General features: G+C 34.6%; 23 protein-coding genes. All 23 read left to right on the top strand.

Annotated features, from left to right (window positions below; genetic code table 11):
• Positions 1 to 73 precede the first annotated feature (73 nt).
• The 23 genes from J3U91_RS07875 (at position 74) to J3U91_RS07775 (ending at position 20,310) form a co-directional block, all read left to right on the top strand.
• Positions 74 to 652 carry a sugar transferase gene (locus J3U91_RS07875; protein ID WP_002819318.1) on the top strand — a complete coding sequence of 193 codons (579 nt, stop codon included), beginning with the start codon at positions 74 to 76 and terminating at the stop codon, positions 650 to 652.
• Between the two features lie 2 nt (positions 653 to 654).
• Positions 655 to 1,128 (top strand): PssD/Cps14F family polysaccharide biosynthesis glycosyltransferase, encoded by a 474-nt coding sequence (pssD, locus tag J3U91_RS07870; protein ID WP_002819316.1) that lies wholly within the window; start codon positions 655 to 657, stop codon positions 1,126 to 1,128.
• Entirely contained in the window at positions 1,128 to 1,610 is a 483-nt protein-coding gene (locus J3U91_RS07865) for a glycosyltransferase (RefSeq protein ID WP_002819315.1), read from the top strand. The genes pssD and J3U91_RS07865 overlap by 1 nt, the downstream gene beginning before the upstream one ends.
• 24 nt (positions 1,611 to 1,634) lie before the next feature.
• Positions 1,635 to 3,053 carry a hypothetical protein gene (locus J3U91_RS07860; protein WP_002819313.1) on the top strand — a complete coding sequence of 473 codons (1,419 nt, stop codon included), beginning with the start codon at positions 1,635 to 1,637 and terminating at the stop codon, positions 3,051 to 3,053.
• An 8-nt stretch (positions 3,054 to 3,061) separates the two neighbouring features.
• Positions 3,062 to 3,781 carry a glycosyltransferase family 32 protein gene (locus J3U91_RS07855; RefSeq protein WP_235043612.1) on the top strand — a complete coding sequence of 240 codons (720 nt, stop codon included), beginning with the start codon at positions 3,062 to 3,064 and terminating at the stop codon, positions 3,779 to 3,781.
• 123 nt (positions 3,782 to 3,904) lie between these two features.
• Positions 3,905 to 4,906, top strand: a complete 1,002-nt coding sequence (locus tag J3U91_RS07850) for a glycosyltransferase family 2 protein (protein WP_002819311.1) — start codon at positions 3,905 to 3,907, stop codon at positions 4,904 to 4,906.
• Position 4,907: 1 nt separating this feature from the next.
• Positions 4,908 to 6,107 carry a glycosyltransferase family 2 protein gene (locus tag J3U91_RS07845; RefSeq protein WP_002819310.1) on the top strand — a complete coding sequence of 400 codons (1,200 nt, stop codon included), beginning with the start codon at positions 4,908 to 4,910 and terminating at the stop codon, positions 6,105 to 6,107.
• A 692-nt stretch (positions 6,108 to 6,799) separates the two neighbouring features.
• Positions 6,800 to 7,102: a hypothetical protein gene (locus tag J3U91_RS07840; RefSeq protein ID WP_226489939.1), complete on the top strand. Its 303-nt coding sequence runs from the start codon at positions 6,800 to 6,802 to the stop codon at positions 7,100 to 7,102.
• Entirely contained in the window at positions 7,103 to 7,957 is an 855-nt protein-coding gene (locus tag J3U91_RS07835; RefSeq protein WP_002819306.1) for a glycosyltransferase, read from the top strand.
• 373 nt (positions 7,958 to 8,330) lie between these two features.
• Positions 8,331 to 9,863 (top strand): lipopolysaccharide biosynthesis protein, encoded by a 1,533-nt coding sequence (locus J3U91_RS07830; RefSeq protein WP_002819305.1) that lies wholly within the window; start codon positions 8,331 to 8,333, stop codon positions 9,861 to 9,863.
• Positions 9,864 to 10,659: 796 nt separating this feature from the next.
• A complete protein-coding gene (locus J3U91_RS07825) occupies positions 10,660 to 10,917 on the top strand; it encodes a hypothetical protein (RefSeq protein ID WP_002819304.1) in 258 nt (85 codons plus the stop codon).
• 64 nt (positions 10,918 to 10,981) lie between these two features.
• Complete coding sequence (locus tag J3U91_RS07820) at positions 10,982 to 11,428, top strand: hypothetical protein (RefSeq protein ID WP_226489938.1); 447 nt, start codon at positions 10,982 to 10,984, stop codon at positions 11,426 to 11,428.
• 809 nt (positions 11,429 to 12,237) lie between these two features.
• Positions 12,238 to 12,447, top strand: a complete 210-nt coding sequence (locus J3U91_RS07815; protein WP_002819302.1) for a hypothetical protein — start codon at positions 12,238 to 12,240, stop codon at positions 12,445 to 12,447.
• A 203-nt stretch (positions 12,448 to 12,650) separates the two neighbouring features.
• Entirely contained in the window at positions 12,651 to 12,938 is a 288-nt protein-coding gene (locus J3U91_RS07810) for a hypothetical protein (RefSeq protein ID WP_002819301.1), read from the top strand.
• A gap of 160 nt (positions 12,939 to 13,098) precedes the next feature.
• Positions 13,099 to 14,277: a PTS sugar transporter subunit IIA gene (locus tag J3U91_RS07805; RefSeq protein WP_002819300.1), complete on the top strand. Its 1,179-nt coding sequence runs from the start codon at positions 13,099 to 13,101 to the stop codon at positions 14,275 to 14,277.
• A 30-nt stretch (positions 14,278 to 14,307) separates the two neighbouring features.
• A complete protein-coding gene (locus J3U91_RS10010; protein ID WP_129559113.1) occupies positions 14,308 to 14,403 on the top strand; it encodes a family 1 glycosylhydrolase in 96 nt (31 codons plus the stop codon).
• Entirely contained in the window at positions 14,366 to 15,649 is a 1,284-nt protein-coding gene (locus tag J3U91_RS07800) for a glycoside hydrolase family 1 protein (RefSeq protein WP_002819299.1), read from the top strand. The genes J3U91_RS10010 and J3U91_RS07800 overlap by 38 nt, the downstream gene beginning before the upstream one ends.
• 807 nt (positions 15,650 to 16,456) lie before the next feature.
• Entirely contained in the window at positions 16,457 to 18,397 is a 1,941-nt protein-coding gene (locus J3U91_RS07795; RefSeq protein ID WP_002819298.1) for a BglG family transcription antiterminator, read from the top strand.
• Entirely contained in the window at positions 18,391 to 18,528 is a 138-nt protein-coding gene (locus J3U91_RS09880; protein WP_002819296.1) for a PTS sugar transporter subunit IIA, read from the top strand. The genes J3U91_RS07795 and J3U91_RS09880 overlap by 7 nt, the downstream gene beginning before the upstream one ends.
• A gap of 35 nt (positions 18,529 to 18,563) precedes the next feature.
• On the top strand, positions 18,564 to 18,851 hold the full coding sequence (locus J3U91_RS09875; protein ID WP_002819295.1) for a PTS sugar transporter subunit IIA: 288 nt from the start codon (positions 18,564 to 18,566) through the stop codon (positions 18,849 to 18,851).
• Positions 18,848 to 19,168 carry a PTS fructose transporter subunit IIB gene (locus J3U91_RS07785; RefSeq protein ID WP_002819294.1) on the top strand — a complete coding sequence of 107 codons (321 nt, stop codon included), beginning with the start codon at positions 18,848 to 18,850 and terminating at the stop codon, positions 19,166 to 19,168. The genes J3U91_RS09875 and J3U91_RS07785 overlap by 4 nt, the downstream gene beginning before the upstream one ends.
• Positions 19,169 to 19,181: 13 nt before the next feature.
• Positions 19,182 to 19,379: a hypothetical protein gene (locus J3U91_RS07780; RefSeq protein ID WP_002819293.1), complete on the top strand. Its 198-nt coding sequence runs from the start codon at positions 19,182 to 19,184 to the stop codon at positions 19,377 to 19,379.
• Complete coding sequence (locus tag J3U91_RS07775) at positions 19,369 to 20,310, top strand: PTS fructose transporter subunit IIC (protein ID WP_226489937.1); 942 nt, start codon at positions 19,369 to 19,371, stop codon at positions 20,308 to 20,310. The genes J3U91_RS07780 and J3U91_RS07775 overlap by 11 nt, the downstream gene beginning before the upstream one ends.
• The last annotated feature ends 2 nt before the right edge of the window (positions 20,311 to 20,312 follow it).

Genomic DNA, 20,312 nt, shown 5'->3' with positions numbered 1-20,312 from the left:
TGACGAATGCAATGGGAACGATTTTAATGGGTTTCATCGTAAATCTTTTTTTTATTGTATAAATAAAAGAATCATGGATATTTTTGGCGGTCTTTTTGGCTTGATTCTCAGTATAATTCCAATTATCTTTTTGGCAGTTCGAATTAAAAAAGACGGTGGACCGGTTTTTTATGCCCAAGAACGAATTGGGAAAAATGGTAAGTCTTTTACAATGTATAAATTACGCAGTATGGTAACGAATGCTGATGATTTAAAAGACACATTGTTGGAGAAAAATGAATTGCATGGCGGCCTGTTTAAAATAAAAGAAGATCCTCACGTGACAAAAATTGGTCGAACGATTCGCCATTATTCTTTGGATGAACTACCACAATTCTGGAATGTTGTTAAGGGAGATATGTCGTTAGTCGGACCGCGTCCCTGCCTGAAAAGAGAATTAGCTCAATACTCGGAACATGATAAACAGCGTCTATTGGTTAAACCGGGAATTTCCGGACTTTGGCAGACATCTGGCCGATCAAATCTCGATTTTGCCGACATGATTAAATTGGACTTGCAATACATAGAAAAGCGTTCAATTAAAATGGATCTAAAAATTTGTTTTAAAACAATTGGAATAGTTTTATTTAGTGAAGATCCGGGGGCTTACTAATAATGAACATTTCAAATAAAAAGAATTTAAAAGTCGCATTAGTCGGTTCTAGTGGTGGACATTTAACTCATCTGTATCTACTCAAACCATTTTGGAAAGACAAAGACCGTTTTTGGGTGACTTTTAATAAAGAAGACGCACAAAGCGTTTTGAAAAATGAAAGAATGATTCCGGCTTTTTATCCGACTAATCGTAATATAAAGAATTTAATTAGAAATACTTTTTTAGCCTTTAAGGTTCTTAAACGAGAAAAACCGGATATTATTATTTCTTCCGGTGCGGCCGTTGCTGTTCCTTTTTTCTATTTGGGGAAACTGTTTGGAGCTAAGACAATTTATATTGAAGTTTTTGACCGTATAGATAGACCAACTCTAACTGGAAAATTAGTTTATCCGGTTACAGATAAATTTATCGTTCAATGGCCAGAAATGAAAAAGATTTATCCTAAAGCTATAAACTTGGGAGGGATTTTTTAATGATTTTCGTTACCGTTGGAACGCATGAACAACCGTTTGATCGTTTATTAAGAGAAGTTGATAAGTTGATTGAAAAAAAAGTGATAACAGAAAAAGTTATTATGCAGACAGGGTTTTCTAAATATACTCCTAAAAATGCTGAGTGGAAAAGTTTTTTGTCCTATGACCAAATGGATCAAATGATTGTTAGTTCCCACATAGTTATTAGTCATGGTGGCCCGGCTAGTTTTTTAAATGTTATGTCTCAAGGGAAAACACCAATCGTTGTTCCCAGACTCTCAGAGTTTCATGAACATGTGAATGATCATCAATTGATTTTTGTGCAACAACTGATAGATCGTGGTTACGACATAAAATTGGTTAATCCAATAGATAATCTTGGAGATACTATAAAACAATATGATAAACATGCTGAAAGTTATAAATCACATAATTCGCAATTTATGGATAGTTTTGAGAATGTTGTGCATGATTTGTTCTAGTTTGTTTAGATTGATGAGGAAATAATGCTTTCTTACGATAATAGATCAGCTCAGCCACTTCAATACATAGCATGCTTATTCTTTTTGCTAGGAACTTTTTCCATTGCCTCTTTGACGGGTTTTAATTATTTTGGTATATTTGGAGCTTTTATTGGTGCATTTTTAATTACGGAAATTAATGTAAATAAGCAATACATAGCTTTTTCCATTCTTTTATCTTTAAGTTTACAAAATTTAATCATTGGTATTTTTGGACATTTAGGCAATCAATTTGAGAGTTTGGTAATTTTGACTCAAGTACCCTTCTTATTTCTTTTTTTTACATATTCGTTTCTGATATTAAAAAGAAAAATATTTTTTTCAAAATTAACGATTTGTATTGGACTATTATTACTTACAGTTCTTTTTGCTGCGACAGAAGGCGGTGGATTGTCAAATATGGTATTGCAAGTTAGAAATTTGACAACTTTTTATTTCGCTTTTGAAGTTGGAAGATATTCTTTAGATTCTCCCCTTTTGCTTAAAAAATTTATTAGAATGTTTTTGATTTTAGCTATAGTTATGTTTTTAAGCGGCATAGTTTTATTAATTGGTGGTTTTCAATTGTATAGTTATATTGGTATTAGAAACGTATATTTTGCCAAGGGATTATCCAATGAAGGAATAACGGGGATGCCAGGAAGATTTACGACTGATATTTTTAATATTCCTATAGTTCGTATGGGTTCTTTGTATTTTGAACCTGTAACATTAAGCTATTTTTTTTCAGCAGCTTTTGTATGTTCGTATATTATCAAGTGGACTAAGTCTATAGTTTTGTCAGTTACCATGACACTGTTGATGGGGGTTGCGATTCTACTAACTGGTGGTAAAGGGGGCATGCTTGTTTTGGCTTCTGTTCTTATCTCTACTTTGTTTTTTAAAATATTTTCATCAAAATTTATACATTTTAGAATGATTTCGTCTTTTTGGCTTGCTGCTTTTTTATCTTTCTTAATTATTGGGGTTTTTTCTAATTTTTATGGGCAAGAATATGCTGGTCCTTCAGCGGCACACTTTGATACTATAAGCCAGACTTGGACAACCATTGTTCAAAAACCTTTTGGGCATGGCCTTGCACAAGGAGGATTTGATCAAACTGATGCGAGTTTTTCGGATATGGAGAGTACTGGAGCAGAGTCGGCACTAATGAGTTTTGGATATCAATTAGGTATACAGGGTCTAATAGCTTTGTTTTTATGCTTTTACGAAATGACTAAAATGACTATTTCCAATTATTTTGATAAAGAGCATATGGTTTTGGGATTTATTCCATTTGCTCTATTTGCCGTTTCCCTTTTTCAATTAAATACTTATACACCCCAGGCTATAGTACCCTTTATGTTTATTGCAGGTAGTTTAGCGGGATTTGATAGTCGCAATAAGGAGAGACGCTCAATATGATACCTAAGGTGATACATTATATTTGGTTCGGAAAACAAGCAAAACCATCTCAAGTTACTAAACAAATTATGGGTTGGCAAAAAATGTTGCCAGACTATCAAATAAAAGAATGGAATGAGACAAATTATGATTTAACACGGGTGAAATCTAAATATGTTCAACAGGCCGTGGCAACTAAAATGTGGGCTTTCGTGAGTGACTATGTGAGACTTGATATTTTGAATAAAGAAGGTGGAATATATCTAGATACTGATGTAGAATTGATTGCTTCTTTTGATGATTTATTAAGTCACAAAGCTTTTATTGGAAGAGAATCTCAGTATGCATTTAGTACCGCGGTAATCGCAAGTGAGGCTCATCTGCCTTGGCTGAAGGACCTCTTAACGGATTATCATCGAAGAGTTTTCCGAAAAGAGAATGGCATTATCGACAAGACTCCAAATTCAAAGTATATTCTCTATTTTTTTGAGCATGCATACGGATTCCAGAACTCCAAATATCTCAGGCCACAAACAGTTAACGATGTTCTATTGTTGCCGTCCACGTATTTTTCCCCGATTAATTTCGCGACTCACAAGAGAACACGCTCTAGTCAAACAATTGCTATTCATCATTATGCTGGGAGTTGGAAAACGCCTGCTGCAAAATTCAAAGATTTCTTGCTTTTGATATTAAATTTTATTTTTGGTGAAAAATTAATTGAAGCACTCAAAAGAAAACGACTCTAGTTTAGATGCTTTGGTTTGTAGACCTGGGCTGAAGACAAAATTTAATTCGATGACTTGATGTTCATTAATTTAGTTCGGTTGGGATAACTACAGTTGGGTTTTAATAGAATTAGGAGGACGAAAATGGTTTTGGTTTCTGTGATTGTTCCTATACATAATATGCAGGATTATTTGTTTGAGTGTCTGCAGTCATTGTCGAAGCAAACCCTACAGAATTTTGAAGTAATTTTAATTAATGATGGATCTGTAGATCACAGTTCAGATATAATTAATAATTTTGTTTCAAGTGATGTCAGATTTCATGTATATGAGACTACACATGTTGGCCAGTCGAGGGCTCGTAAAATTGGCTTAGACCACTCGAAAGGAAAGTATCTAGCGTTTCTTGATAGTGATGACGTTGTTGCCTCTCAATGGTTAGCTACTTTAGTAGATGATTTAATATCTAGTAACGCCGATATGTCGGCTGTAGGGTTTGATTTGCTCTTTGTTAAAAGGAATGGTAAACGCAAATTTGTCCAGATGAATACTAAGGGTTCTTTTTCTATTATTGAAGGCAAAGATGTTCTGAAAGCATGGATGTCTTGTGATGCTATAGGGGGTTTCTTATGGAACAAAATGTTTAAAAAAGAACTTTTTTGTCATATTAAGTTCGCTCATACAGATTATATGGAAGACATTTTTTTAATCAATCAAATCATTGTCAAAGTTCATATTCTTTCTTATCGGGCGGCCAGTTTGTATCATTATAGGCAAAGAGCTAATAGTTCGGTAAATCGAAGTTTTAAGAAGTCGGATCTCGAATCATTAGATTATGTATACACAATGATTCGTTTAGCAGAAGACGATGAAGAAATGAAGCCACTAGCTTTTTCGCGATATGCAAAAACCACCATGTCGATTATAAACAAGATGAAGAAACGAGATATAGTGCTAAATAACCAAGAAATACAAAAAATATTAGATAATTTGTACGTACACAGAAAATACTTACAATTAAAAAATCCTATTGATAACTTGATTTTATTAACAATGTTGAAGACTCGGAGAATTTATATACTTTCAAGGCTTGAAAAGGGTTTAATTAATTTCAAATATTATTTGAAATTAATAGGCGGTGATTGATATGCACAATTTTATTTTTAAGAAGTTTCGTAGCATATATTTCCCTGTTTTTTTGTCCAAATGGATAGCTGATTTTTTCCTCTTTCTGCTTTGTATGATTGTGTATATCTATTTTGAATTTTCAAATATCTTCAAAAAAAGTCCTAGTTTATTGATACAGAAAGAAGAAGTTCGAGCTAAACTTTTCAACATTTACAGCCCTCCATCAAGCAAAAAGAAATTTGTTCAAAATAGTGCTGATATAAAATTAAGTTTACGTGATAAAGTTGAATTGGCTATTATTGTACCGTTTTACAATGAGGCTGCCTTTATTGAAAAATGTGTCTCCAGTGCTTTAGCACAACGAACAACCTTTAGTTTTATTGTTCTGGCAATTGATGATGGTTCAACAGATCACGGCGCTGAGACACTGGAAGAGTTTAAAAAATTTGATAATTTTTTTCTTATCAAACAAAAAAATCAAGGTTTCTCTGGTGCTCGTAATATTGGAATCCAATTAGCAAAAAAGTATGCAAAATATTTATTTTTTTTAGATGGTGATGATTATTTATTTTCCAATAATTCCATCGACTGCCTACTTACCGAGGCTTTGAGGGTAAATGCAGATTTAGTCGATGGTAGTTATGCAGAAATCAGAGGATACGAGAAGTCTTATCACAAATTCAATCATGTAATTAAAAAAAACGGTATCAGCAACGAAGATATCGTACTAGGTTATGCATGGGGGAGAGTGATGAAAGTAGAACTGTGGAAAGATATTTATTTTCCACAAAATTATTGGTTTGAAGATACGATTCTTAATTTTTTTATAATTCCTAAGGTTAAAGTATATGCAGCTGTGGATGAGATTTGTTATGCGTACTTGGTAAACCCAAAGGGTATCACTCAATCCTCTAAGGGTAAAATAAAGAACTTGGATACACTATATATAGTTGAGTATATGCTCAAAGAACTTACGGCAAGAAAAATAAGTATTGACGTTAAGTATAGTCATTTGGTTTTGTTTCAGCTTTCGGCTAGAATGTCGAGGCTGAATAGCCTGCCTGAGGATATTCGGTTCTATGCCTTTCTTTACGCTTCTTTTATCGTAAAAAAGTATTTACATCAGGACCAAATAAAGAGGCAGGACCGCTTCATTTTCCATGTGTTCACGTTACAGAATTTTCAAGTGTGGAATTTACTGGTTAAATTACGAATCTAATCTCAGTGGTACTGTAGAAATTGATCGAAAAATAGGATAAATAGGTTCTGATGCCCTACTTTATGGTGAATGAGAAGAAAAAATGAAAATATTAGTAAGTGAATCTCGGTACTGTTTTCAAAGAAGAAGTTCGAGCTAAATTTTTTAATCAAAAAATATATTTTACCAATATTATATAGGGTACAAATTTTTGAAGGAGAATGAGTTTGTGAATAGAACCAATGATAACGAAAATGAGATCTTTTTTCATTCATTTTGTCCGTATACAGTGTTGCGTCATACCTTGTCTCAAAATGGACTTGATTAAAATACTTGTATCTGCCTTAAAGAACAAACATTTTAAACAGATATTCGACTTTAATACTTCGAATTTCGATGTAAAAAAATCTGGTCAAATATGGTAATTTAATTAATGAAATTTCCAAATAAACTTTTGTAACTTATGGAAATTTTTTAAATTAAACTATAAAAACTCACATATCAAGATTTACTATTTGACAAACATTTAATTTAGAGAAAAAAATGAAGATTCTTTGAATCTTCCAATTGAAGCAAGAAATTCAGATAAAACGAGTCCCGACGGATATTTTCTAATTGGAAATAAGAAAATAGGATACGATCATGTCCGATTCAGGTTTTGGATGCCTTGACCTTTTCTTGGGTGAGAAGAATTGAAAATGATATAATTTGTGTTGGAGGCACGCGCTGTGGTGATTTTTTTTTGCTTAGGTAATTTCGGTTTGGGTGGGGTTTCGAGAATTGTGACGCTTGTTGGAGAATCTCTCGGTAAAGATAATGAGGTCTATTATTATCCGATTGAGAATGTTGCCCCGTTTTGGTCAGTTAAAAAACGGGATCATATTCTATGCCATGCGAAAGATAATAATTTTTTTATTTTTTTTAAAAAAGTTTATAAGCATCTTGCTGCCCTCGGGGGACAGCAGTACAACATCAACTTTGTTCAATCAAACTTTATACGGGACTTGTCGAAATAGATGTTGCAGAAAAAAACGAGGATTTTGATACTTACTTCAGATTATCAGTTTGCTGCGGTACATATATTTAAGCGAAATCCCAATTTAAAAGTGGTTCTTTGGATTCATGAGTCATATGAGTCCCTCCAAAAAACTTCGAAAAACTACATGAAATTATTTAATCAAGGCATTAAAGAAGCAGACTGTATCGTTTGTCTTACCCAAGATAGTTATAACTATTTCTCTAAATTAAATAGCAATTGTGTTCTGATACCTAATTTTGTTCACTTGCCTGGCAATAGTCAAATTTCTGACTTAAGTAGTCGCAATATATCGGCGACAAGTAGAATCAGTTTTTTTCTTGGGATCAAGGGAATTGATGTTCTTGTCGAGACTGCAAAATTTATTTCCTCCAAATACAACATTACATTCGCGGGTTCTGGTTCGGAAAAAGAGATTAAAAAACTTAATAGAATAGAAAAAAATGAGGGTGTTTCGAATAGAATTATCTTGGAAGGGCCACTTCATGATGCAGAATTATTACATCACTATGTGAATAGTTCTTTATTTATTTCGACATCTCGATCTGAATCCTTTTCCTTAACAATCCTTGAGGCGATGTCACTTGGGCTTCCAATTGTGGCCTTTTCTACCGCGGGCGCTAGATACTTGCTCGACAACGGGAAATATGGTTGTATTATAGAACAAGGCGCGGTTCAAGAATTTGCGAAGAGGGTCAATCAATTAATGAATAATGATAAAAAATTGCTGCGGTATCAACGACTTTCTTTGAAAAGAGCTAAAGACTTCAATCCTACAAAGATTATGGAGAAATGGAATAGATTGTTGGAAAAGCTTAACACAGTAGACTATTGAGCCTATCATTTTTGATCAAATCCTCGAAGGAAAATTGTATGATTTCATGGAAAACAAAACGAGGAATTGCCAAATGTTATTGCAACGCCCAATTGATACTATTATTCATTAGGCAATGTTTGAGACATAACAAAACTTGAGGAATAGGTAAGAAAAAATAGTTCGGTAATTCGTATTATTTGTTAGTATTTAGAAGATGTATCTGTTCAATAAATTTTAATGGCTAGCGGAAGTTACTCAACAAAAATCAGGTTGTTGAAATTGCTATGAATGCGGCTAAATAAATACGTTTAGTTTTTCTGAAATAATTCTGTCAATTCTTTGCCAGAAAAATAGTAAATTATTATCATCTTATATTTAGGAGGCCAGCGTATTGGAAGAACCAAGCCGATTAAAAAACTCGATTCTCAATTCAAGCGTTGCTAGTTTAACTCAACTGGCAACCATTTTGGCCAAATTTATTGTACAAACTACATTTATTCATGAACTGGCTTTGAATTATTTGGGTATCAATGGTTTATTTAGCAATATTTTGATGCTACTTTCTTTTAGCGAACTAGGTTTGGGTTCGGCGATTGTTTTTTCGATGTACCGGCCATTGGCAACAGACCAACGAGGCGAAATTGCTGCTTTGCTGAGTTTTTACCGAAAAGCTTATTTTTGTATTGCAGCTACAGTTAGTATACTTGGGCTCATTATTCTGCCCTTTATTGATTTATTTATTAAGAATGGCTCAGTGCCATATATTAGAATCTATTTTTGTCTCTTTTTAGCCAATACCATCGTCAGCTATCTATTTGCTTATAAGCGGTCCGTTCTTACAGCTGACCAAAAAGATTATGTGAATTTAACCAATCAGTTTATATTCATGCTATTCCAGTCAATTGTGCAGGTTGCGGTTCTTCTTGTTTGGAAAAATTATTTTCTTTTTCTGATAATCCAAGTTATCTGTACGCTGTTATCCAATCTTGTGATTTCTATGCAGGTGAATAGTCGCTATCCTTACTTGAAGAATTTGTCCAAGACTAGAAGGCTCCCAAAAAAAGATTTAGACGATATTGTACACAACACCATGGGCCTGATTGGATCTCAAATCGGTGGCATTGTTGTCTTTGGAACTGATAACCTTTTGATCTCTAGCTTTCTGGGTTTGGTATCGGTCGGTTTATATACTAATTATTCGCTTATTACTAATGCCCTCGGCGGTATTTTAAATAAAGCAGGGGGTGCAGTCACAGCGAGCTTAGGTAATTTGGCCGTAAATGGGTCAAAAGAACATGTTTACCAAATTTTTCAACGTTACGTTTTCCTAAATTTTGCCTTGACTTTTTTTATTGTTTCAATGCTGGCAAGTTGTCTCGATCCATTTATTAAAGTCTGGATTGGCAGCCGATACCTTTTGTCGATGACTACGGTTTTTGTCATTATCATTAATTTTGCAATCAATCAGATGCGGCAACCGGCGCTGAATTTCATTGCCGCTTACGGCTTGTATCGCAAGATTGGTTGGAAATCAATTATAGAAGCTTTATTTAACTTATTACTCTCAGTATTTTTTATTGCTGTGCTGAAATTTGGTATTGCAGGCACACTTTTAGGCACAATTCTGACTAATGTGCTAATTAATGCTTGGTGGGAACCGGGTCTCGTCTTAAAATATGCTATCGGAAAGAAGCCTGGTTCATACCTCGAAGATTACTTGACATACATGATGGTATTGTGCTTGAGTTTGACATCAAATTTTTATCTATCAACCGTTTTGGATTGGCATGGCTTTGCTGGTTTGTTCTTGATCGCGGCAGTTTCCTTGACGGCCAATATTTTTATTTTCGTGCTTCTATTTTGGCACAAAAAAGAGTTTGCTTTTTTGTTGGAACTGCTAATGCGCATACTAAAGAAAATCTAGAGGGCTAGAACGAGTTGATTTTTATGCCCACTAGGGTGAAATGATTAATGCCTTTAGCGCCCAAGAGAATTTACAAACTACACAGAATGAGATGAGTAGCCTTAGTCTTTGTTCTAACAGCCTCTTGATGAGGAGACAGGGAGGCGGCGAAGCCGTTAATGCTGGTATTGGTGCGCTTCGTGCTGCGTCAGCATGGAGTGTCTTGGTTAAGCAAATTTGCCCTGCGTTCCTGAAATCGATTTCTTTTTACCCAGATCTATGTTATGAAAACTATAGGGTTAAGAGGATCATAAAAACGGTTTATGCCACTAGAAAGATTTCTCGTCTGAGCAAATTGGATCTCAAGAGGCCCAGGGCAGTTCCTACCAGCATTTGTGTCAGGCACTTGAAACGAAAGTTTTAAAGTCAGCCAGCATTGAAATGGATACAGTGAGGGATTTTGGGCAGTGCCAAATGATTCGAAACTGTCAGGGTAGTTGTTTTTGTGTGGCATGGTCTGCACAATACATATGCAAATAATTTTAAGAAAAACGTTGACTTTTCTGTCAACATTCCGACAACCTGTTTTAATCCCAAGATGATGACGTATTGAGAGTTCTCTAAATAAAATGAATGGGAACCATTCACACTGCCTGCTTCTACATGTTTCAGATAGTGCATTAATTATATTAGGCAATTGTGCAATTCCATTATTATTAACTAAGTGAATTTTATTTTATGCAAAACTTCGTGAATAAGGAGTTTTTTGTTACATATTTTTTTAAGTTTAGTTTCAATGAAAGATTTGGAGAGAGTAATGGACGAGGAAGAGGACAGGCTTTTACCTGAGATTGTTTCAAAAGCGATTAAACTACCGGAAGTCAAAGTAGCTCGAAAGGCTTTTCTGGCGAAGATTTTTAATCATCTAAAGAGTGCTGAGCTGGCGCAACTTGTGGATCAAGATCCACAAAGTTTGTATCAAACTAAGTACTTGATTAAAATCGCTAACCGCGTGGTATTAAATGATACAGAAAAAAGTACGGCTTTTTCTTTTGCTGCTGGGTTTACCGTCTAACCCTGTGATGATGGCTGGAACGGCAACGGCCGACATCCTGCAGTATTTTGCTTTTACCATCCGCATGGCTCAAGAAGTAGCCTATGTTTTTGGCCGGCCGAACATTTTTGATGAGGATGGTGTTTTAACCGAAGCCGGAGAACGAGAAGTGATGCTGTATCTAGGCGCGATGCTGGGGGTCGCCGCAGCCAATTCGGGCTTAATTTTTGTATCGAGAGTTTTGGCCGATACTGCGGGTAAAAAAATCATGCAGGCAGCTTTGACCAAGACGTCCTGGTATCCGCTGATGAAAAAAATCGGCACTGCGATTGGCTTGCAGGTGACTAAAAAGACAGCTTCCAGCTTGGTTACTAAGACGGTTCCGATTATTGGCGGCATCGCCTCCGGCGGCCTGACTTTTTTGACTTTTCATCCCATGGGTAAAAAATTGATCAAGGTTTTCTCCGAGACAATGCGGGCTGACGGCCAGCAGATCATAGAAACACAAAAGGCGATTGTGTCTGTGGAGTGACTGAGTGATGTCCACCATCTAAGTCTGGTCGTTTTCTTATATCAAAAAAGCTTTTTAACTTTATTTTTGTCACTGAAGACAGTATTTTCTATATAATTCTAATTGAGTTTGAGAAGAATTTTTCATGTGGAATTCAGCTTGATAAAGACTAAAGCTCAAGTTTTGTAAGAGGCATGATAAAAAATAGACCAACTAAAAAATATTTGTCTGATGTTGGTAATGATCATGAGAAATTATTTATTAGTTGACAAAATTTGTGAGTCTATTATTGTTCTCAATAATGCCTTCGAAAATTATTTTTAAGTATTATTTCGATTTTAGAATAAAGATGTGTTAGATGACTTTTTCTGAAGAGATATATATTGTACAAGATTTTCTAGTAAATGGACTTATCAATGAGAAAATATTTGACGAGCTTAAAAAATGGATTAGTTCCACATGGAGTGCCCTCTATAGATCAAATTATCAAATACTATTACCAGTTTGTACCTGAAGAGAAACGAGTCTCTGTATGCAAGAGCTAGTTTCTTAAAATAGTTAAATAAATTAGGGAAAATCGTAATGATACCTTTCATGATAATTTATCTAATACATTATCCGATGATCTTTTTATGAAATCGTTGCCTTTGAAGAACCAACAAGTATATTGGTCGTTTTTTTATATGTGATTATCGATCCTTCTAATAAAGGATTGCTATTGAAACAATGGCGTTTCAAGACATTTTTTTAAATATTTTTAAGTCTCTATATGTCATATTATTTTCTGTTATCCTATTAAGATAATCAATTGAAAGGAAATTAACATCGATATGAACGCAGCCGAAAAAATTAAAGATGTTTTGATTAATGAAAGGCCTGAAATAATTGAAGCCGCCACAAATCTCACCATATCGAATATTGAAGCTCTTCGATTTCGTTCTTCAGGTATCCACCAACTTGAAGACAGGGATAAGATCTGGCTTCTCAGTCGTTACTATGACAGTCACCCTGAAGATCGGAAAACAGATATACAAGAGTGATAATAAAACAGCGTTTCTGAAATAATTAAATCACCATCATTAAAGCTTTTACTTATTAAAATACTGATAGTGTTTATCGATAAAAGTCATTCGAAAAGGTCAACTTTAATTAGAAGACTTAAATCGAGTTGTTTTTATTGTATTAAAGTAATTTTTATTAATTTTTGCAATATAATTATCTCAATTTATGGGAGAGGGATCGAATGCCATCTGGGAAATTGTATGAATCACCGACTAGTGGGAGCGAACACGCTTGGGATTTTTATAAGAGCCGAAAAAATAATCCGAATTGGGTGGATGATTATCAAGCGATAAAAAAGGAGCATTTTTGGAATCAAATATTTAATCTACTAGTTTTTTTCGATTCAATGGAGCTCCTTACAATCTTATTGACTGCTTTTCCGAGAATCATGAATAGCGAACAGGTATTTATTCCTGGCTGTTTTTTGGATAAATTCGTGCAGTTTTTGCGAAAAATGTTTTTCATGTGAAAAAAGAAATACAATTATTTTTTTGATTTTTTGGACGATTTTTATTGTCTAGACAATTAACTTAAAAGGGAATAGCTATAAGTCCTCCCTTAATGGTACTTATATTCAAAAACGTCCAGAATATAAAATAACCCAGAAAATTACTCAAGAAATATCCAAGTTGTCTAATATATATTTCAATGACTTCGAAATTCAAGCATTAACTTTAGCTTTAATTGAAAAAACATTTACGAAAAAATTTCGTAAGTTAAACATTTCCGATTTGAAGACTTTTATTCCGGACAAAGTTTTTAAAGCATGCTTGGAAACGGTTAAAGATATTAAAAATGATTACAAATTATTTTTGAACGACCCCAATTTTTTGGTCCGGTTCATCATTCATGTTAATAATTTATTTGATCGAGTGAAATTTTCCAAGCAGGAAACAGAAGATACCATGCTGACAGGTTTGGCCTTGCAATACCCATTTATTTACGACCTGTCACTATATACAGCTGAAGATTTAAGCAAACACTTGAATATTTCGATAAGTTATACGGAAACAACTTATCTATTGTTGCATTTTGGATCGTATTTAATAAGCAGGAAACAGAATTTAATAAATACAGTCATTATTACAGTAAATTATTACAATAATGCAGATTCGTTGTTAACGAGTTTATCTAAACACTTTGGTGACGACATTAGCATTTCTGAAATAAAAACAAATTTCAGTAATGAAGATATTAATTCCAAATTAATTCTAACCACGGAAGATAATATCGATGTTAAAGATAATAACTATGTTGTAAAAATTACTCCGTTTTTAACGGATACTGACGTTATAAAAATTAAAAAGATGATAAATAAAATTAGGCATGATGTACAAACAGACAAAATAATTAAATTTCTACACGAGTTTACATCGCCAAATTTATTTTTTAATGATCTAAATTTTAAAAATAAGAAACAATGTTTAGTTTACGCAGCGGATAAATTACTTCAATACCAATACGTTGGTAAGGATTTTTTAAATGAAATTTGCGAAAGGGAAAGAATGGCGCCAACTCTCTTTGACACTGTCGCAATGCCGCATTCTTTGAAGTTAAATGCCAAAAAATCGCAAATGGTAGTCATGATAAATAACAAACCAATTAAGTGGTCCGTAGATAACAAAAGCCAACTTATTATTTTAATTTCTGTTAACAAAAATGATCGGGATATCTTTGAAGATTTACTGCAGGCATTGATCGATGAATTGTCTATTAGAAAAAACGTTCAATCTTTGATTAACAGTAATAATTACAATATTTTTTATACCAAGATTGTCAATTTAATGAAAAATAAGTCTTTCGATTAATTTAATACCTTTTATGAAAGGAAAATAATTATGCTAAAATCACTAACACTAAATAAGTTTCCCGATGATTTTTTATGGGGAGGTTCTATTGCTGCAAACCAGGCAGAGGGTGCTTGGAATTATTGACGGGAGGGGACCAAGCCAAGCCGATATTATGCTGTTGCCTGAGAAATATAGCCGGCTTGGTTCGTTTGGCGCAAACGTTACAAGCCAAGATATCATAAGAGCATTAAATGATAAGCAGGGGAATTATCCTCGACGAAGAGGTATTGATTTTTATCACACTTATCCAGAAGACCTAGAATTAATGCGTCGAATGGGCTTTAAGTGTTTTAGAACATCCTTTAGCTGGAGCAGGATTTTCCCAAACGGTGATGAAACTGAGCCTAATGAAAAAGGATTGGTTTTTTATGACAAGTTGATTGATAAAATGCTTGAGCTTGGAATGGAACCGATTATGACTATCTCTCATTACGAGATGCCAATTAATTTAATTTTAAAATATGGCGGATGGCAGGATAAAAAAATTATTTCTCTATTTTATCGTTTTGCTCAAACATTACTAAAACGTTACCAACACAAGGTTAAATATTGGATTGTGTTTAATCAAATAAATGACGTTTATGATTGGGGAGAATTTGCCGGTTTAGGAATTCTTAAAAATAAAACAGATGATTCCAGAACGAATATGTCAAAAAAGTTTCAAGCTGTTCATAACCAATTTGTCGCTAATGCCATGATAGTGAAGTATGCCCACGAAATGAATTCGTCTTTGAAAATAGGTGGAATGCTTGGTATGACACCTTTGTACGGTGCTTCTAGCAATCCAAAAGATGCCGCCGCGGCTTACTATTTATGGAGAATTCATGATTTATTCTTCTCAGATGTTTTATCGACTGGATCATACCCTGGTTATATGCTTAGATATTTCAGTGAAAATAATGTAAGTATAGATACAACCCCGGCCGAATTGGACCTAATTAAATCGAATACTATTGATTATCTTTCATTTAGTTATTATTACAGTGCAATTGTTGATCATCGACATCCATATACAGTTATTCCTAATCCCTCGCTTAAAAAATCTATTTGGTGTTGGGCCGATGATCCTGTAGGTTTCAGATATGTTTTCGATGTTCTTTGGGATAGATATCATTTGCCTTTATTCGTGGCTGAAAATGGTCTTGGTGCCGTTGATAAAATCGAAAATGGGGAAATTAATGGTAGTTATAGAATTTCTTATTTAAGCGAACACATTAAACGGATGAAGGAAGCTTTAAAAGACGGTGTAGACATTTTAGGTTATGCATCATGGGGACCAATAGATATTGTCAGTTATTCCCAAGCGGAAATGAGTAAAAGGTATGGGTAGTATATCTATGTTGATATTGATGATTTAGGAGATGGAACAAAAAGAAGAATACCAAAAGCTAGCTATTATTGGTACCAAAAAGTTATTAATACAAACGGTAATGACTTGTAATATTGACCTTAATTAGTTTTTTATTCCACAGCCAAATAAAAAACAGCTTGCAGTTTCTTATATTCCAAACTTTTTTTATTTTAGTTTTAAAGAAATTGAGAGAGTGATTAAAACTTTTTAATCTTTTCCAACAATGTGGCCAGAGCCTCGGTAAACGCTATTGTCGGAAGAATGTTTTTTACATACTAATTACGGGTTACGAGAAATAGATTTCGTGTTAAAAGAATCGAATCGCACTAACTTGAACCAAATTATTACTAATATCGAAATTGTGTATTAGATGAACATATTTAGTTAAATTGAGTTAATTTTCATGGATATGATATCATCCAGCCATTCAAGCGAAAAGATAAAAATGTTTTGACAGGCAACGTTTTTTGTGAAAATGGTTTTCTTCAAACGATTTTTTCAGAAAGTGCAAATGATTGATTGGGTTTAAAGAAAAACACCTGGCTTTAAAGAACTGTATCAGCTATATCAATAGTTGTTGTTTAAGTATCGCTATCCAATGATCAATGGCATTACTCAGATAAAATTCCTGGATTCAAGCTGCATTATCCAAGCTAAGTTATAAAGAATTGAACGTGATTGAACGAAATTTCTTCCACAATAATGTATACATAATAGAAAATGTAAGCGTTATCTTTAGAATTATACTGAAGTTGTAAGCTAAAGTCCGAAAGGAAGTGGCCGGTTATGAATAATTTAAATGCTCGCCAATTAGCAATTGTCAAAACCTTACTTAATGTTGATAAAACAACTGCCAATCGTTTAGCTTACGAATTTGGTGTCTCTGCCAAAACCATTTATCACGATTTACAGATTCTTAGACCGGTTTTAGCGGAATCTTTTTTAACGATCAAGGTTCAACCGCGAATCGGAATTTCCTTGCAGGGAAATACTGAAAACGCTCAAGGATTAATTAAAAATGTTTTACAACATCAGCCGATACCTGACAAAGACCAAGATCGTATTATTTTTATCCTTACAAAACTTTTGCAAACTGATGATTTTTATAAGATTTCGACATTTGCTCAAGAATTATTTATTAGTGTCAAGACAGTAGAAGGAAACATCAAACAACTTAGCAAATATCTTGCAGCGTATCACATAAAGATCGAACGCCGTGCACGAGAAGGAGTGTGCTTAAGGGCAGGCGAAGACCAAAAAAGAAAAATGCTCTTCTTGTTACTGAATAATTATTGGAATGACAATTGGTCTGCTGATTATGCTGATCCAGAAGATGCGATTCGCTATCAGGGTATCCAAAGTAATTCGCTTCTTTCTGATTCAACTGTTCACCAATTAATTCCTTTAGTAAATAAATTTGCCGTGAAAAGAAAAATTAAGTTGAGCGACTATTCATTCCAGTCACTGGTTATTCATTTGGCTATTGTTATTCAGCGAGTGAAAAAAGGGAACGTTATTTCATCGAACACATATTTATTACAAGATATAGGCCAACAACAACTGAATAATGCTGAATTTCTAACAAAAATGATTGAACAAAAATTTGATATTCATTTTCCAAGTAGCGAAATTGCCTATATTCAAATTCATCTTATCGCCGCGATAGCTGGGCAAGTAAATTTGAATTTAAAACAGGACTATGAGGAAATTTCTTTACCATTACAAAAACTATTATCGGATTTTGGTTCAGACCAAGAATTGTTGTCGGGGCTGACAATTCATCTACAATCGACGATCGAACGTTTGAAATTAAATGCAACGATCGCAAATCCCTACACTAAAAGCATTAAGCAAAATTATACGCAAGCTTTCGACAAAGCACTGCAAATCGGTAACTATTATGCAAAATTATATGACATTCAAATGAACGATGATGAGATTTCTTATTTTGCATTGTACTTGGAAGCTTATTTGGAACGCAGGAGAATGCATTTGCAAAAAATCAACATTGGCATTGTTTGCAGTACCGGATTGGGTTCGGCTCAGTTATTGGCAGCTAAAGTTCGCAAAGAGTTTCCACAATTTAATATCATCGGAATTTGGTCATTACAGGATTTGAAGCACCAGCATCTGGAAAATATTGATTTGATTATCAGCAAGATTCAAATCCAGATTAATGGCGTGCACACGGTAGTTGTATCGCCTTTATTAAGAAATAACGAGATTGACTTTATCAAGCATGCAATCCACAAAAGATATCGTGGCCAACAGAATCCACATGAAGCGTTTCTGAGTTTAATAGACCCTAAATTAACAATAGCAAAATCGTCTTTGACAGAATGGCCTCAGCTTTTGGACATGATGGGTCAAAAATTAATTGCGTATAATTATGCGATCTCCGGTGTCGTGCAAAGTGCTATTCAACGTGAAGAGCAATCTTATACGAGCTTTGGCGGTTATGCTGTTCCTCATGCTTCACCGGAGTTAATTAAAAGACCGGCTATTATGGTTTGTACTTTGGATAACCCGATTGATTGGGGAGACAATGCTGTATCAATAGTTTTCTTTTTGGCAATGACAAAAAATATTAACCAGAAAAAGATTGATCTAATTTTTGATGATTTTTACGGTATTGTGCATAATCAGCAAACACTGAACTCGCTGGTTAAATGTACTTCTAATGATGAATTATTTAACAAAATAGAAGAGGCAATCAATAAATGGTAGTAAATGAAATTGTTCAACCAAATTTAATCAAATTTAATTTAGAAGTCGACAACAAGGATGAAGTTATAGATCAACTTGCCGATTTGTATGTTAGAAATGGCATTGTTACAAACAAAAAAAATACATCTTAGCTGTTGATGGTCGCGAGCAGGAAGGCGTTACTGGTGTGGGAGCGGGTATTGCAATTCCTCATGGTAAATCAAAATCTGTTACTCGATCAGCAGTTGCTATTGCAGAATTGTCTAATCCGGTTGTATGGCAGTCTTTGGATAATAATCCAGTAAAATATGTTTTTTTACTGGCAATTCCAGAGGGTGGAGATGTTGAACATTTGAAATTACTATCAGAGCTGGCAGGAATTTTGATGGATGATGATGTGCGCTTGAAATTAAAGCAATCTAAGTCGGCTAAGGATATTCAAGCAATTTTCAAAGATCGAGGTAATGAAATATGACAAGAAAATTAATTGCAGTTACAGCTTGTGCGACTGGCGTTGCCCACACATATATGGCGGAAAAAGCCTTAATACAAGCTGCAAAGAAAATGAACATTTTAATAAAAGTAGAAACTCAAGGGGCTACTGGCATTGGACATTATTTAACTCCAAGAGATGTGCAAATTGGTGAAGTGGTGATTTTGGCTACCGATACAAAAATACGTGATTCGGATCGTTTTGATGGCAAAAAAATTTTTCAAGTGGGTGTTAGCGATCCAATTAAGAATGCAGAAAAAGTGATCAACAATGCTTTGGCATTGACTGATACAAATTAAGGAGACACTCGTTATGGATTGGAAAAAAATTGGCCGAGAGCTTGAACGGCATCTGATGACCGGGATTTCTTATATGATTCCAATTGTGATTGCTGGAGCGGTACTTATGGCTATAAGTCGTGTAGGCGCATCATTTTATGGTATTTCAAATATTTGGGATGTTAAATGGGCAAAAAGTGCCAATGTTATCATTCGTTTTTTTGAATACTGATGACGGCTGGGGCGGAACAGCTTTGGGGCTAATGTTTCCTGTTATCTCGGCGTATATAGCTTATTCCATAGCCGATAAAGGCGGGATTGCACCAGGGATTATTGGTGGAATGTTAGTTTCGAATATGAATGCTGGCTTTCTAGGAGCATTGGCTTCTGGTTTAATAGCTGGATACACAGTTAAATTTATGATTGCACATATACATCTTCCGAATGTGGCTAAGTCCGTATTGCCTGTTTTTATCGTGCCGGTTCTTGGATCCTTGATTACTTTGATATTAATACAGTATGTGATTGGCGTGCCTTTTGCTGATCTAAACACTGGATTGGCTTCCTGGTTAAAGGGATTAACCGGAACTAATAAGATATTATTGGCCGCCATCGTCGGCGGCATGGTAGGTTTTGATTTGGGAGGTCCCGTTAATAAAGCTGCTGTAACAACTGCAATGGCTTTATTGACGAGTGGTGTATATGATCCAAATACCGCTGCCCAAGTTGCCATCATTATCCCACCACTTGGTTTGGGGTTGGCAACTGTTATTAATAAAAGAAAATTTAATAAAGAACTTCAGGAAGCTGGTAATGCTGCATTGGTCATGGGGCTAATAGGTGTCAGCGAAGGTGCAATTCCATTTGCTGTTGAGTCTCCGCTGCGAGTAATACCAGCAAACGTGATTGGTTCGGCGATTGGCAGCTCTGTAGCAGTTGGTTTAGGAGCCGTTAACCGTGCCCCAATTTCTGGATTTTATGGTTGGTTGGCTGTCGAAAAATGGTGGGTATATGTTTTGGGCATTCTTGTCGGTACATTAACTGTCACTGGATTGACACTATTATTTAGAAAACAGCAACCGGTTATTCAAGAGACGGAAACACCAAGCGACCAACAAACGACAGATGATTCATATTTTACAGAAAATCAATGGGAGAACTGATT

Source organism: Oenococcus oeni (assembly GCF_020510245.1).
In the GTDB taxonomy this organism is placed as follows: domain Bacteria; phylum Bacillota; class Bacilli; order Lactobacillales; family Lactobacillaceae; genus Oenococcus; species Oenococcus oeni.
Note: the sequence above shows the minus strand (reverse complement) of the source record. Positions and strands in the feature narration are given on the sequence as shown.